At 73.8% G+C, this 13,202-nt stretch carries 12 protein-coding genes and 1 pseudogene; 5 read left to right on the forward strand and 8 right to left on the reverse strand.

Translation table 11 applies throughout. The features are described from left to right. Positions 1–46: 46 nt before the first annotated feature. Positions 47–517, forward strand: a complete 471-nt coding sequence (locus tag QSK45_RS20150) for a pyridoxamine 5'-phosphate oxidase family protein (protein WP_285558801.1) — start codon at positions 47–49, stop codon at positions 515–517. Positions 518–560: 43 nt separating this feature from the next. On the opposite strand, the gene QSK45_RS20155 is transcribed toward QSK45_RS20150, so the two are convergent. Continuing rightward, positions 561–1,463: a LysR family transcriptional regulator gene (locus tag QSK45_RS20155; RefSeq protein WP_285558803.1), complete on the reverse strand. Its 903-nt coding sequence runs from the start codon at positions 1,461–1,463 to the stop codon at positions 561–563. 74 nt (positions 1,464–1,537) lie between these two features. On the opposite strand from QSK45_RS20155, the pseudogene QSK45_RS20160 reads away from it, so the two are divergent. Then, a pseudogene (locus tag QSK45_RS20160) lies at positions 1,538–2,483 on the forward strand (DMT family transporter). Between the two features lie 50 nt (positions 2,484–2,533). Here QSK45_RS20160 and QSK45_RS20165 read toward each other — a convergent pair. Continuing rightward, positions 2,534–3,865, reverse strand: a complete 1,332-nt coding sequence (locus QSK45_RS20165) for an aminotransferase class I/II-fold pyridoxal phosphate-dependent enzyme (protein ID WP_285558807.1) — start codon at positions 3,863–3,865, stop codon at positions 2,534–2,536. A 62-nt stretch (positions 3,866–3,927) separates the two neighbouring features. Here QSK45_RS20165 and QSK45_RS20170 point away from each other — a divergent pair, with 62 nt between their 5' ends. Beyond that, entirely contained in the window at positions 3,928–4,608 is a 681-nt protein-coding gene (locus QSK45_RS20170; RefSeq protein WP_285558809.1) for a pyridoxamine 5'-phosphate oxidase family protein, read from the forward strand. Here QSK45_RS20170 and QSK45_RS20175 read toward each other — a convergent pair. The 4 genes from QSK45_RS20175 to QSK45_RS20190 all read right to left on the reverse strand — a co-directional run bounded on the left by QSK45_RS20175 (position 4,590) and on the right by QSK45_RS20190 (position 8,785). Beyond that, positions 4,590–5,585: a DMT family transporter gene (locus QSK45_RS20175; RefSeq protein ID WP_285558812.1), complete on the reverse strand. Its 996-nt coding sequence runs from the start codon at positions 5,583–5,585 to the stop codon at positions 4,590–4,592. The two genes, QSK45_RS20170 and QSK45_RS20175, sit on opposite strands and share 19 nt — an antisense overlap. A gap of 191 nt (positions 5,586–5,776) precedes the next feature. Further along, complete coding sequence (locus tag QSK45_RS20180) at positions 5,777–6,778, reverse strand: EamA family transporter (protein WP_285558814.1); 1,002 nt, start codon at positions 6,776–6,778, stop codon at positions 5,777–5,779. Positions 6,779–6,824: 46 nt separating this feature from the next. Then, the gene (locus QSK45_RS20185; protein ID WP_285558816.1) at positions 6,825–7,430 is read right to left on the reverse strand and encodes a Clp protease N-terminal domain-containing protein; all 606 of its coding nucleotides are present in this window, start codon (positions 7,428–7,430) and stop codon (positions 6,825–6,827) included. A gap of 722 nt (positions 7,431–8,152) precedes the next feature. Further along, positions 8,153–8,785: a PadR family transcriptional regulator gene (locus QSK45_RS20190; RefSeq protein WP_285558818.1), complete on the reverse strand. Its 633-nt coding sequence runs from the start codon at positions 8,783–8,785 to the stop codon at positions 8,153–8,155. A gap of 137 nt (positions 8,786–8,922) precedes the next feature. Here QSK45_RS20190 and QSK45_RS20195 point away from each other — a divergent pair, with 137 nt between their 5' ends. Together QSK45_RS20195 and QSK45_RS20200 are read left to right on the forward strand one after the other, a co-directional pair. Next, complete coding sequence (locus tag QSK45_RS20195) at positions 8,923–9,339, forward strand: DUF6193 family natural product biosynthesis protein (protein ID WP_285558820.1); 417 nt, start codon at positions 8,923–8,925, stop codon at positions 9,337–9,339. Between the two features lie 106 nt (positions 9,340–9,445). After that, on the forward strand, positions 9,446–10,258 hold the full coding sequence (locus QSK45_RS20200; RefSeq protein ID WP_285558822.1) for a PhzF family phenazine biosynthesis protein: 813 nt from the start codon (positions 9,446–9,448) through the stop codon (positions 10,256–10,258). 76 nt (positions 10,259–10,334) lie between these two features. Here QSK45_RS20200 and QSK45_RS20205 read toward each other — a convergent pair whose 3' ends face one another. Together QSK45_RS20205 and QSK45_RS20210 are read right to left on the reverse strand one after the other, a co-directional pair. Then, positions 10,335–11,129, reverse strand: a complete 795-nt coding sequence (locus QSK45_RS20205; protein ID WP_285558824.1) for a CPBP family intramembrane glutamic endopeptidase — start codon at positions 11,127–11,129, stop codon at positions 10,335–10,337. Positions 11,130–11,551: 422 nt separating this feature from the next. Further along, the gene (locus QSK45_RS20210) at positions 11,552–13,069 is read right to left on the reverse strand and encodes a glutamate-cysteine ligase family protein (protein ID WP_285558826.1); all 1,518 of its coding nucleotides are present in this window, start codon (positions 13,067–13,069) and stop codon (positions 11,552–11,554) included. Positions 13,070–13,202: the final 133 nt, after the last annotated feature.

The following is a 13,202-nucleotide window of genomic DNA, read 5'->3' on the forward strand; positions in this document are numbered from 1 at the left end:
AGGATCGGCGGGGAAGGGTTTTCCCGTACGACGACGAGGGGGCCGCATGTCCGTCGCACCGCAGCGCCGGGGCCGCAGGATCATGATGACGCCCGGCGAGCTGGACGCGTTCCTGGCCGCACAGCGCACGTGCCGGGTGGCGACCGTCTCGGCCGGCGGCGCCCCGCACGTGAGCGCGCTCTGGTTCGCCTGGGACGGCGGCGCGCTGTGGCTGTACTCGGTGGTGCGCAGCCGCCGTTGGGCCCAGCTCGGCCGTGATCCCCGGGCGGCGGTCGTGGTCGACTCCGGCGAGGAGTACGGCGAGTTGCGCGGGGCCGAACTGGCGGGCCGGGTGGAGTTCGTCGGCGAGGTGCCCCGCACGGGTGGGCCGTGCCCCGAACTCGTCCCGGTGGAGCCGCTGTTCGCCCGCAAGTACTTCGGTATCGACGAGATGCCGCACGACGGCCGGCATGCCTGGGCGCGGCTCGTCCCGGAGCGGATCGTGTCCTGGGACTTCCGCAAACTCGGTTCGCCCTGAGGCCGCCGGGACGCCCCGTCGGCGCGTCCGGCCTCCGGGCGGGTCAGCCGACCTTCTGCGCCGCCGCGCGCAGGGCCTCGACCGCGGCGCGGATGGAGGGACGGCGGTCGGCGTCGGCGCGCCAGATGACGTAGACGTGCCGGCGCACGCGCTGGGTGAGGGGGACGAGGACCACTCCGTCGGGCACCGGGTGGCGGCCCAGCAGCGGGGCGATGCACACGCCCAGACCGGCGGCCACCAGCTGGAGCTGGGTGTGGGTCTCGCCCGCGCGATGGCCGACGATCGGTTCGACGCCCTTGGAGCGCAGGGTGAACATCAGCCACTCGTGGCAGAACTCGCCCTCGCCCCAGGTGATCCACTCGTCCTCGGCGAACTCCGCGAGGTCCACCTCGTCGCGGCCGGCGAGCCGGTGTCCGGCGGGCATCGCGACCTCGGCCGGGTCGTCCAGGAGCGGCGCCTTGACCAGTCCGTCGGGCACCGGCATCGGCTTGTTGTACCAGTCCAGGACCACCGCGAGATCGAGGTCGCCGCGCACCACGGAGGCGATGCCCTGCTCCGGTTCCAGCTCGCTGGAGCGCACCCGCAGTCCCGGGTGCTCGGCGCGCAGCGCCCGCAGCGCCACGGGGAACAGCCCCCGGGCGGCGGTCGGGAACGCCGACAGCCGCAGCTCGCCGACGACCTGTCCCCGGTGCGCCTCCAGGTCCGACTCGGCCAGCTCGACCTGCGACAGGATGCGCGACGCGTGCTCCGAGAGCAGCCGGCCGGCGTCCGTGAGCCGTACGCCGCGGCCGTTCTTGGCGAGCAGTTGCTGGCCGATCTCGCGTTCCAGCTTGCCCAGCTGCTGGGAGACCGCGGACGTGGTGACGTGCAGCGCGTCGGCGGCGGCGCTGACCGAGCCGTGCCGGGCCAGGGCGTCCAGAGTACGCAGGCGCTCCAGGTTCAACATATAAGAGATCCTACGAGATACCCCGTGTGATTTCTCGATTGTGCTAAGAGTTCTGGTCCAGCATGGTGGACGTCATGAGCACGGTCACCACATCCCGTACGCACTCCCCCACCACCCCGGGCCCTTCCTCTCCCCGCCCCCGTCTCGACTGGCGGCTGCGCTTCGGCGCCCTCTCCCTGATCTGGGGTTTCAGCTTTCTGCTGATCAAGGTGGGGACGAGCGGGTACGCGCCGTTCCAGGTCACCCTGGGCCGACTGGTGTTCGGTACGGCGGTGCTGATGGCGGCGATGGCCGTCAAGCGGGAGCGGCTGCCGCGCGGGGGGCGGCTGTGGGCGCACATGGCGGTCGCCGCGTTCTTCCTGAACGCCCTGCCGTTCTCCCTCTTCGCCTACTCCGAGCTGACCATCCCCTCCACACTGGCCGGCATCTGCAACGCCACGTCGCCGCTGTGGGGCATGGTGCTGTCCGTCGTCGCGCTCTCCGAGGACCGGCCCACGCGGGTGCGGGTGGCCGGGCTCGGGCTCGGCTTCCTCGGGGTGCTGACGGTGCTCGGCGCGTGGCAGGGCTTCCACGGCCTCGACGCCACGGGCACGGCGATGGCGCTGCTCGCCTCGCTGAGCTATCCGGTGGGCTGGATCTACGTCAGGCGGACGCTGGCGGGGACGGGGAACTCTCATCTGTCGATGACGGGCGGACAGCTGCTGCTGGCGACGGTCCAACTGGCCTTCGTCACACCGCTGTTCACCGGCATGCCGAAGCACTTCGCCCTTGTTCCGCTGCTGGCGGTCGCCGCGCTGGGGGCGCTCGGGACGGGACTCGCCGTGCTCCTCCAGTACGGACTGGTCGCCGAAGTCGGGCCCACGACGGCGCAGATGGTCACGTACTTCATTCCGGTGATCGCGACCGCGGCGGGCGTCGTGATCCTCGGGGAGTCGCTGCGCTGGAACACGCCGGTGGGGGCGGTGATCGTGCTCGCGGGGGGCGGCGCTCACGCAGGTACGGGGGAAGAGGGGCGCCTGATCGGGCGGAGCGCCGGGTGCGCGCGCGTGCGCCGGCCGCCTTCGGTGCGGCTACCCGTAGACGCGCGACGGTGACGGCCGTACCGCCGTCGCGATCGCCTCCGCCACCGGCTCGATGTCCGCGGGGGCCAGCGGGGACACCGTGACACGGATGGCCGGGGGGCTGGTCAGGCGGAAGCGGGCGCCCGGGGCGACGCCCCAGCCGGACTGGAGGAGACGGGCCACCGCGGTGGTCTCGTCGGGGACCGGGATCCAGAGGTTCATGCCGCTGCGCCCCTGGGCCCGGACGCCGCGGACGGCGAGGGCGTCGATCAGGGGCTGCCGCCGGGAGCGGTACGACTCCGCCACCGCCGCCCGGTCCACCGCGCCCCCGGCCCACAGATGGGCCACCGCGCGCTGGAGCAGGAGGCTGACCCAGCCGGGGCCGAGGCGCAGGCGGCCGCGGACCCGGTCGACGGTCACCGGGTCGCCGGCGAGCACGGCGAGGCGCAGGTCGGGACCGTAGGTCTTGGCGGCGGAGCGCAGGAAGGCCCAGTGCCGGGTGGCACCCGCGAGGGGGTGCGGGGGAAGGTCCACGATCCCGTGACCGTGGTCGTCCTCGATCAGCAGGGCGTTCGGATGCTCCCGCAGCACCGCGCGCAGGGCCCGCGCGCGGGAGGCGGTCACCGCGGCGCCGGTCGGGTTCTGGGCGCGGACGGTGACGATCAGCGCGCGGGCCCCGGCGGCCAGGGCGCGGGCGAGGCCCTCCGGGGACGGGCCGTCGTCGTCCACGGCCACCGGTACGGCGCGCAGGCCGAGCGCCGGCATCAGATCGAGGACGCTGCCCCAGCCGGGGTCCTCCACGGCGACGGCGTCCCCGGGCCGGAGATGGGCGGCGAGGACGCGCTCGATGGCGTCGAGGGAGCCCGAGGTGACGGTGAGGGAGCCCTCCGGGACGCCGTCGGCGTCGAGTTCGGCACGGGCGACGCGGACCAGATCCGGGTCGACGGGGTCGTCGCCGTACAGGACGGGACGGCGGTCCCCCTCCTCGGCCGCGGCGGCCAGGGCCGGGGCGAGACGGGGCAGCAGGGCCGGGTCCGGGTTGCCGGTGGACAGGTCCCGGGCGCCCGGCGGCACCTCCACCCGCAACTGGTCGCGTCCGGTGGTGACGGGCTTGGGCCGTACCCGGCTGCCGCGCCGCCCGGCGGTCTCGATCACCCCGCGCTCGCGCAGGGTGCGATAGGCGGCCGCCACGGTGTTCGGATTCACTCCCAGCCGGGCCGCCAACTCCCGCATGGGGGGCAGCGGTTGGCCCGGCGTCAGCTTTCCGGTGCCGACGGCGCGTTCGACGTCGGCCGCGATCTCTGCTGCGCCCCGCCCCTCGATCCGATACTCTCCTAGCACAAAACACATTATGCACTAGTACAAAGGCGGGCGTTACACGGCTTCGCCTTGGAGGGACCGTCATGCCGGGCACTTCCGCGGAAACCCAGTCCACCGCCTACACCCCGACCGACCGCACCGTGCCCACGCGCGACGCGGACCAGGCGTCGTACGACAAGGACGTCGTGCACGCGATATTGGACGAGGGGTACGTCTGCCACCTGGGCTTCGTCCGCGACGGCGCGCCCGTGGTGCTGCCCACCCTGTACGGCCGGGTGGGCGAGCGGCTCTACGTCCACGGCTCGACGGGTTCGCGTCCGCTCCGGATGACCGGCGCGGCCGATCCGGGCCTGCCGGTGTGCCTGACCGTGACCCACGTCGACGGTCTGGTGCTGGCCCGCTCCGCCTTCCACCACACGATCAACTACCGCTCGGTCGTGGTGCACGGCGTCGCGCACGAGGTCACCGATCCCGAGGAGCGGCGCCTCGCGCTGGACGCTCTGGTGGACCACGTCGTGCCGGGCCGGGCCGCCGACTCCCGGCCCGCGAACAAGAAGGAGCTGGCCGCCACCGCGGTGATCCGCCTCGACCTGGACGAGGTCTCCGCGAAGATCCGCACCGGCGGCGCCGACGACGAGCCCGAGGACCTCGCCCTCCCCCACTGGGCGGGCGTCGTCCCGCTCCGCAAGGGGTACGACGCCCCGATCCCGAACGCCGACCTGGCGTCCGGGATCGAGGTGCCGGACTACCTCGCCGAGGGGTAGGTCTCCGCGGGCAGCTCCGCGTCGACCGGGGCGTGCGCCGGGCGGCTCCCCCCGCGCTGCGCCGCCTCGCCGGCGGTCAGGCCCGCGACCGCCGTGAGCATCAGCAGGGTCCCGGCCACCGTGGTGACCGTGAGTCGTTCACCGAGCAGCAGGACGGCGAGCACGGCCGCGGTCACCGGCTCCAGGAGCATGATCACGGAGACCGTGGCGGACCGTACGACGGCAGCGCCCGCGAAGTACAGGGCGTACGCGAGCGCCGTGGGCACGGCGGCGATGTAGCACAGGAGCCACAGCAGCCGGGCCGGGTGGCCGGTGTGCGGGAGCAGCCCCTCGTGCAGGGCGAACGGCAGCAGGCACACCGTGGTCACCGCGAAGGCCCACACGGTGGTGTCGGAGGCGTCGGCCCCGCCGTCCCGGCCCCACCAGCGGGTCAGCAGGGTCATGGCACCGTAGCCCGCGGCCGACAGCAGCGCGAGCAGCACGCCCGCGGGGCGGACGGTCGCGGCCGAGTCGCCGAAGGTCAGCACGGCGAGCCCGGCGAGGGCCCCGGCCACCGACAGCGCGCCGCCGGTGCCGAGCCGTTCGCCGAGCAGGAGCCGGGCGCCGAGCGCGATGAGGACGGGGCCCGCGCCGAGGGTGACGACCGTGGCCACGGCGAGTCCGGTGGCCGCCACGGCCGCGAAGTAGGCCGTCTGGAACACCGCGAGGCCGAGGCCGGTGGCGACGGCCTTCAGCACCCGCCGGGACAGCGGTTCGGCCGTGACGGGACGGGTTCGCGGGCGCAGTCCGCGTCCGGCGAGCAGCAGCAGGAGCCCCAGCGCGCAGCGCCAGAAGGAGAGGCCGAAGGAGCCCATGTCGCTGGTCCGGTAGACCAGCGAGGCGGCGGCGCCGGCGGTGCCCCAGGCGGCACCGGTGACGACGAGGTAGAGCAGGCCGCGCCGTACGGGCAGGCCGGTGGAAATGTTCGTGTTCGACAAGGAAATCTCTCCGCAGGAACGCACCCCGGGGGTGCGGAAGTTCGAGGGCGACCCGTTCGATCGGGTCGCGCGGACTTCGTCTGCGGGCAGCACCGTCCGGCCCGGCGCTCATCGCACCGAGCGGGTGTCCCGGAGGCCCGCCTCAGGCGGCCGGGGGCGGAAGAACGAGCGTGGACGGCATGACCAGCACTTTAGGCGCGGGTGCGCCGCCCGGACAACTCTCTTTCCGGGCCGCCGGCGGCCACCGGTGCCACCGGCGCCGGGGCGGGCGTGGCGGACTGGGCCGTGAACGCGCCGACCAGGACGACGACGCCGCCGAAGACCTGCGGCGCGGACAGGTGCTCCCCGAGCAGCACCCAGGCCAGCACGGTCGCGATCACCGCCTCCAGACAGGCCACCACCCCGGCGACCTGGGGGGACAGCCGTCGTACCGACAGCACGCCGGTGACGTAGGCGACGACCGTGGCGACGAGCACGATCCAGGCGAGCAGCGCGAGAGCGGGTACGGCGGTGTGGTTCATGCGCGCGGGACCAGTGAGCGCGTCCCAGCGCATCTCCCAGGGGCGGGCGACGACGGTGAGCACGGCGGCGCCCACGAGCAGGCCGTGGGCGATGACGCCGAGCGGGTCCGGCGGCTTCCCGCCCGCTTCGCCGCCCGGGTCGGACAGGATGAAGTAGCCGACCTGGCAGCAGGCGGCGGCGAGCGCGAACGCCAGGCCCAGCGCGTCGAAGCCCAGCCCCGACCAGACCTCCACCACACAGGCGAGCCCACCGGCCGCGAGGACGACGCCGAACACCGCGGCACGGGTGACCGGCCGCCGCTGCACGAACCGTACCCAGCCGAGCACCAGTGCGGGTGCCAGGTACTCCACGAGCAGCGCCACGCCCACGGGAATGCGCGAGAGGGCGGCGAAGTAGCACGCCTGGACGCCGACGACGGCGAACAGCCCGAACCCGAGGAGCAGCGCGGGGCGGCGCCGCGGCAGGGCGCGGTGGCGCCAGGCGAGCGGCAGCATGACCAGGGCGGCGCCGGCCACCCGCAGCCAGACCACGTGCAGCGGGTCGAGTCCCGACTCGATCAGCGGCTTGGCGGCGACCCCGGACCCGCCGAAGGCCAGCGCGGAGACGAGCGCGAGACCGAGCCCGACGCCTCTGCCGCCGGCGGCACTGCTCTCAGACGTATGCACCGGCACATGATGACAGGCGACGACAGGAGCGTCATCCTCGTTGACACCTGTCTCAGGAGGTGGACGCCGGGCCCGCTCCAGGGGCGTGAGGTCCCGCTTCCCAGCGGGTCGCATCCCCCGGGAAGTCCCCGGAACCGGCCGCGACCCGGGCGGACAGCTCGCGCGCGTCGACGCCCGCGCGTTCGAGGACCTCGACGGCCCGGGAGCCCGGGTCGGCGACGAGCGCGGCGAGCAGGTCGGGCCCTTCGGCCCCGCGCCCGCCCCGGCGCCGTGCCCGTTCCCGGGCGCGGTGCAGGGCGGCCGCCGCGGCCGGGGACCAGTCCCCCGCGTCATCGGTGACCGGACGGGGTACGACGGCGATCGCGCCCGAGTCCTCCACGCTGTCCTGCCACCGCAGGCCGTACCCGATGCTGCGCTGCACCAGATAGCCGAGGAGCCGGGCGAGTCGGTGCGGACCCCCCACGGCGGAGCGCACCTCGGGGTCCTGTTCGAGGAGCGAGTGCAGCAGATGGGCGGTGTCGACGTGCCGGTCCCCGTCCCGCACGGCCCTGCGGCGGGCACCGGCGACCACCGTCGCGAGCTCGGCGCCGAGCCCCGCGGCGTGCGGGCGCGGCCCCTCGGGCGCGGAGGCGGTCGGACAGGCGGTACGGGATTGCACAACCCCACCCCATCAGCCACAACATGCCAAGTCATCCCCGAGCGGAACCATTTGCGCGTCCCACACAGAGTGGACATCGCCGCGGCCGATCTCATCCTTGGGGAGGAGATCTCGGCCGATCCGCGACGAGGGGGCGCGCGTGCGCCGGGCACGGGGGCAGGCGCGGGTGCCGGCACGCAACGCCGCCGGCGGTCGACGGCAGGGAGGACGCGTGCCGGGTACGCGCCGCTCGCGGACCTCCTCCGGCGGGCGGGGCACCGCCATGACCGGAGCGCGTCGCCGCGGGCGCCGGACCTGTTCGACGCGGCGGCGATCCGGCACGCGGGACGAGACACCGCGCGCGTCCCCGACGGTTCATCGGCGTGGAACGTTCGCGCCCCTGTCGACGGGGTTCCCGGCGGAGGCCGACCGGACGATCGGGGAACCGGACGCCGCGCGACTTCCCGTGATCCGCGGCAAGTGTCCGTGGCGGTGGCCCTCCCCACCCGCCACCCGCTCACCCCGGACGGGGACGCCACGCCGGTGCGCGCCGGCGGCGAGTTCACCGGCGCGGCGGCGACGCCGACGGCGGGCCGGCCGACGGACCCGGCGGCGACGGCCCTGGACCAGTCGCCGCGCGGGCCGGGCGGCCTGGTCAGCCGGGACGGGCACGGGAAGCGCCCCGCGCGTTCGCCGCGCGGGGCGCCCGTACGACCGTACGACGTGCATGACCTGTACGACGCTCAGTCCTCGTCGGCGAGGATGAGGTACAGCTTCCTGCGGGCTTCGTTGATGACGGTCAGCGCCTTCTCGCGCTGCTCCTTGGTGCCGGTCTTCCAGACCTGCCCGAAGGCCTCCATCAGCCCGAACCCGGCCTGCCGGATCTCGCTCAGCGCCTCCCAGTCGACCCCGCGCGAGGCCTCCTCCCAGGGCGCCTCCGGACCCTCCTCGGCCGCGCCGCGGCCGCTGTCGGTGAGGGAGAACAGCTTCTTGCCGCCCTCGCTCTCGCTGACGATCAGACCCTCGTCCTCCAGCATCTGGAGGGTGGGGTACACCGAGCCGGGGCTGGGCTTCCACGCGCCGCCGCTGCGCTCGGCGATCTCCTGGATCATCTCGTAGCCGTGCATGGGCCGTTCCTTCAGCAGGGCCAGGATCGACGCCCGCACGTCCCCGCGCCGCGCCCGCCCCCTGGGACCGCCCCGTCCTCGATGCCCCCAGGGACCGAACCCGGGCCCGAACCCCGGCCCACCCGGACCCCCCGGTCCACCGGGCCCGAACGGTCCGAACGCGGCCCGCCGCGCCTCGAAGCCGCCCATGCCGCGCCGACCGAAGCCCTCGTGCCGGTGCCCGCCGTGCTCGTACCCGTGCGCACGCATGGCGATCACTCCATTCCATCGCTGATGTGTCACGCCTGTATCGCGTATCGTTCGCGATGCTTCAACGATATATCGGAACCAATCGACTGCCAAGCCCCTTCCGATGGCTGGAGCGCGGTTCAGGGATGATGATCGCCATGGACGCGACACCATCGGGCCGAGCCCTGGTCGAAGCAGGTTGGCAGCGGGTCCGCGACGACGGGCGGGTCCGTCCCGAGCTGCTCGAAGCCGCCTACGCCGAACCGCGCCTACGCCGACTGTTCCCCTGGACGGGAATGGGAGAGCTGCACTTCAGCCGCTGCACGGAGTGGCGGTGGACCTGGGACATTCCCTACATCCAGCCCGCGACGGGTGGAACCTACTGGGTCTCCGGCCCGCTGCGCGGCGAGACCGTGGGTCCGGCCGCGACGGCGCGGGAGGCCGTCGCGATGGTCGTCGAGCGCCTCCCGCCGAACTCCGGACCCGCTTTCGTCGGGACCCCCGACGAACTCGCGGCCCACGAAGCCGCGACCGCGACCGCCGGTTTCCCGGGCCCCGGCCACCACGCGGACTGATCCCTGCCACCCGGTGCCGCGGGACGTGCGCCGCGAGCCCGGAAGCGGGCCGGCGGTCGGGAATTGGCCTTGGTCGAGGGGGCGGCAGAGCCGCTAGCTTCACGGCATGCGGATTCGAATCGTGGACGCCTTCGCCGATCGGCCCTTCGCGGGGAACCCCGCGGGGGTGCTGCTCCTGGACGAGGGCTTTCCCGCCGACGAGTGGATGCAGAACGTCGCCATGGAGGTGCAGCACGCCGAGACGGCGTTCGCGCACCGGCTGCCCCGGGGCGGTGACGCGGACTGGGCGCTGCGCTGGTTCACGCCGGTCACCGAGGTGGCGATGTGCGGGCACGCCACGCTGGCCACGGCGCACGTGCTCCACACGACCGGCGCCCACGAGGGCCCCGTCCGGTTCGAGACCCGTAGCGGGGTGCTGGTCGCCACACCGGCCGAGGACGGTGCGATCACCCTCGACTTCCCCACCGCGCCGCTCACCCCCGTCGAGGTACCGGACGGCGTCGCCGAGGCGCTGGGCGCGGAGCCGGTCGCCGCCCTCGACACCGGGGAGAACGTCGGCGATCTGCTGGTGGAGCTGGCGGACGAGAAGACCGTCCGCGGGCTCGCCCCGGACCACAAGGCGCTCGCCGCGTACTCCACGCGCGGGATCATCGCCACCGCCCGCGCGGACGACCCGTCACGGGGCTACGACTACCTCTCCCGCTGCTTCTTCCCGAACGTCGGCATCGACGAGGACCCCGTCACCGGCAGCGCCCACACCGCGCTCGCCCCGCACTGGTCCGCGCGCCTCGGCCGCGACGACCTCACCGGCCTGCAGGCCTCCCGCCGCACCGGCCTGGTGCGCACCGGGCTGCGCGGCGCACGCACGCTGCTCACCGGCCGGGCGGTCACCGTCATCGAGGGCGAACTGCACGCCTGACCGTTCCGGGGGTGGGCCGCACGCCTGACCGGCCCACCTCTCCCCGGGGGCGATCCGCACGCGTGGGCCGCCGCCCTCATGCCGTCGGCAGCCAGCCCACCCTGCCCGCGAGGAGCGCGTAACCGACGAACGCGCCGATGTCGAGCAGCGAGTGGGCGACGACCAGCGGTCCGACCCGCCCCCAGCGACGGTACAGCCAGACGAAGACCACGCCCATGACCATGTTGCCGAGGAAGCCGCCGATGCCCTGGTAGAGGTGGTACGAGCCGCGCAGGACCGCGCTCGCCACCAGCGCGGCCCCCGGGGCCCAGCCCAACTGGCCGAGCCTGCGCAGCAGATAGCCGACGACGATGACCTCTTCGAGGACCGCGTTCTGCACGGCGGAGAGGATCAGCACCGGGTACTTCCACCACACGGCCGGCAGGGCCTCGGGCACCACGGTGAGGTTGAAGCCGAGGCCCCGAGCGGCCAGGTAGAAGGCGATCCCGGTACTGCCGATCACCGCCGCGATCGCCGCGCCCCGCCCGAGGTCGGGCCAGGGCCGGGTGCGGTCGAAACCCAGGGTGCGCAGGCTCCTGCCCTCCCGGAGCAGGAAGTGGGCGACCAGGGCGACGGGTACCAGGGCGGTGGCGATGCCGAACAACTGCCAGGCGAGGTCGAGCCAGGGCCGCCCCGGCGCCGCGGAGGCGTTGAGCGTGGCCGCCTGGTCCTTCAGCCCGCCCGGCTTGGTGACCGACCCGATGAAACTGATCAGCGCGGAGACCCCGCTCGCGCCCAACGACAGCGCGAGCACGAGGATCGTCTCGTCCCGCAGGACCCGCCGCGTCGGCTGCTCCAGTCCGTCCCCCAGCCCGGTCGCCTCCACCTTCACCCCTGCCTCCCACGCCTCACGAGCCACGTCCCACGTCGCCCGCAAGGATCGCAGAAGCCTCAGGAAGAACCGCGCACCGGGCCGCCGCGGCCGACACCGGGCCGCGACGAGACCGCGGCGACACGGGGAGGTCTCCCCTCGACGCCGCGGGGAGGCTCCCTCGACACCGCGCGGGAGCGGCGGCACCGGACGCCCCGCGCCACCGCACCGCACCTGGAGCGCCCCGCGCGCGATCGGACCGCACCCACCGGCCCCCACCCGGCACCGGGCCGCGACCCAGCGGGGTCACCACGGCCGCGACACGCCCACCCCTGCCACCGGTACCCACCGTCGATCCGCAGCCAAGCCGCACGGCGGCGGCCGATGAACCCCCGGCCCCGCCGGACGCTCCCCGCCTCACCCCCGCCGGACGCTCCCCCGCCTCACCCCATCGGCACCGGCTCCGGCAGCCCCACCGGCCACATGTGCACCGGCTCCCCCACATGCATCAGCTCGGCGTACCGCCGCGTCGTCGCGGCGAGCGCGGCCTCGCGGGAGAGGCCCTGTTCAAGGATGCGGTGGAAGGTGGCGGCCTGCCAGGACGCGCCGTTGACCCGCCGCCGGCAGCGCTCCTCGACGACGCCGAGGTAGAGGTCGCGATCGGCCGCCTCCACGCCCCACGCGTCGAGTCCCGCCGAGGCCAGCGGCAGCAACTCGTCGCGGACCAGGGTGACCGCGTCGACCTCGCCCGTGCCGCCGTACCGCCCCCGCCGGGGCCATACGAAGCGCGCGTCGATGCCGTACCGGCACGCCGCGTCGAAGTTGGCCTCGGCCGCGGCGAACGGCAGCCGGGCCCACACCGGCCGGGACTCCTCGGCGAGGGCGCGCACCAGGCCGTAGTAGAAGGCCGCGTTGGCGATGACGTCGGTGATGGTCGGTCCGGCCGGCAGCACCCGGTTCTCCACCCGCAGGTGCGGCATGCCGTCCGCGATGCCGTACACCGGCCGGTTCCAGCGGTAGATGGTGCCGTTGTGCAGCACGAGTTCGGCGAGCTTCGGGGTGCCGCCGGCCTCGATGACCTCCAGCGGCTCCTCGTCGTCGCAGATCGGCAGCAGGGCCGGGAAGTAGCGCAGGTTCTCCTCGAACAGCTCGTACGCCGAGGAGACCCACCGCTCGCCGAACCAGGTCCGCGGCCGTACGCCCTGGGCCTGGAGTTCGGGCGGCCGGGTGTCGGTGGACTGGAGGAACAGCGGCGGCCGCGATTCGCGCCACAGCTCGTGACCGAACAGGAACGGTGAGTTCGCGCCCACGGCGATCTGCGCCGCGCTCGCCACCTGCGCCGCGTTCCACACGTCCGCGAACCGCCCCGGTGTGACCTGGAGATGCAGCTGCACGGAGGTGCACGCGGCCTCCGGGACGATGGACTTGGCGGTGCAGACGAGGTGCTCGACGCCCTCGATGTCGAGCCGGAAGTCCTCCCCGCGCGCGGCCACGATCTGGTCGTTGAGCAGCGTGTAGCGGTCGACCTCGGAGAGGTTGGAGGAGACCAGGTGGTCCCGGTCGAGCGTGGGCAGGATGCCGGTCATCACGATGCCCGCCTCGACCTCACCGGCCTTGCGGTCCGCGTAGGCGAGCGAGGTCCGCAGCTCCTCGGCGAGCCGGTCGAATACCCGGCCGCCCAGCCGGTGCGGGGCTATGTTCACCTCCAGATTGAACATGGCGAGTTCGGTTTGGAAGTCCCGGCTGGCGATGCGTTCGAGCACTTGGCCGTTCAACATTTTGGGCATGCCGTCGGGACCGGCGAGATTCAATTCGATCTCGACGCCCATGAGGTTCCTGGGGCGGTCGAATCGCTTCTCGACCAGCAGCCGCTCCAGCCCCGTAAGACACTTCTGGAGCTTTTCGCGGTAGCGCTGTCGATCGGACAGGTCGAACTGCCCTGCCACGACCTTCTCCCCCATCGAAGTGTCCCTCCTCGGATGGGCGGGCCGACGTTCCGGCCGCCGGGCCTCCCGGGTCAGGTGGAGTAATGCCCAGTGAAAGCGATCGATAACGTCCCGCGCCACCCGAGCGCCCGCTACGCTGTCGGAATGT

This window comes from Streptomyces hygroscopicus subsp. hygroscopicus (assembly GCF_030269125.1).
GTDB classification, from domain to species: domain Bacteria; phylum Actinomycetota; class Actinomycetes; order Streptomycetales; family Streptomycetaceae; genus Streptomyces; species Streptomyces hygroscopicus_C.

Excerpts from the sequence above, each read along its gene's own strand:
- QSK45_RS20150 (WP_285558801.1), top strand. The coding sequence starts at position 47 with ATGTCCGTCGCACCGCAGCGCCGGGGCCGCAGGATCATGATGACGCCC.
- QSK45_RS20155 (WP_285558803.1), bottom strand. The coding sequence starts at position 1,463 with ATGTTGAACCTGGAGCGCCTGCGTACTCTGGACGCCCTGGCCCGGCAC.
- QSK45_RS20170 (WP_285558809.1), top strand. The coding sequence starts at position 3,928 with ATGCCGGGCACTTCCGCGGAAACCCAGTCCACCGCCTACACCCCGACC.
- QSK45_RS20190 (WP_285558818.1), bottom strand. The coding sequence starts at position 8,785 with ATGCGTGCGCACGGGTACGAGCACGGCGGGCACCGGCACGAGGGCTTC.
- QSK45_RS20195 (WP_285558820.1), top strand. The coding sequence starts at position 8,923 with ATGGACGCGACACCATCGGGCCGAGCCCTGGTCGAAGCAGGTTGGCAG.
- QSK45_RS20200 (WP_285558822.1), top strand. The coding sequence starts at position 9,446 with ATGCGGATTCGAATCGTGGACGCCTTCGCCGATCGGCCCTTCGCGGGG.
- QSK45_RS20210 (WP_285558826.1), bottom strand. The coding sequence starts at position 13,069 with ATGGGGGAGAAGGTCGTGGCAGGGCAGTTCGACCTGTCCGATCGACAG.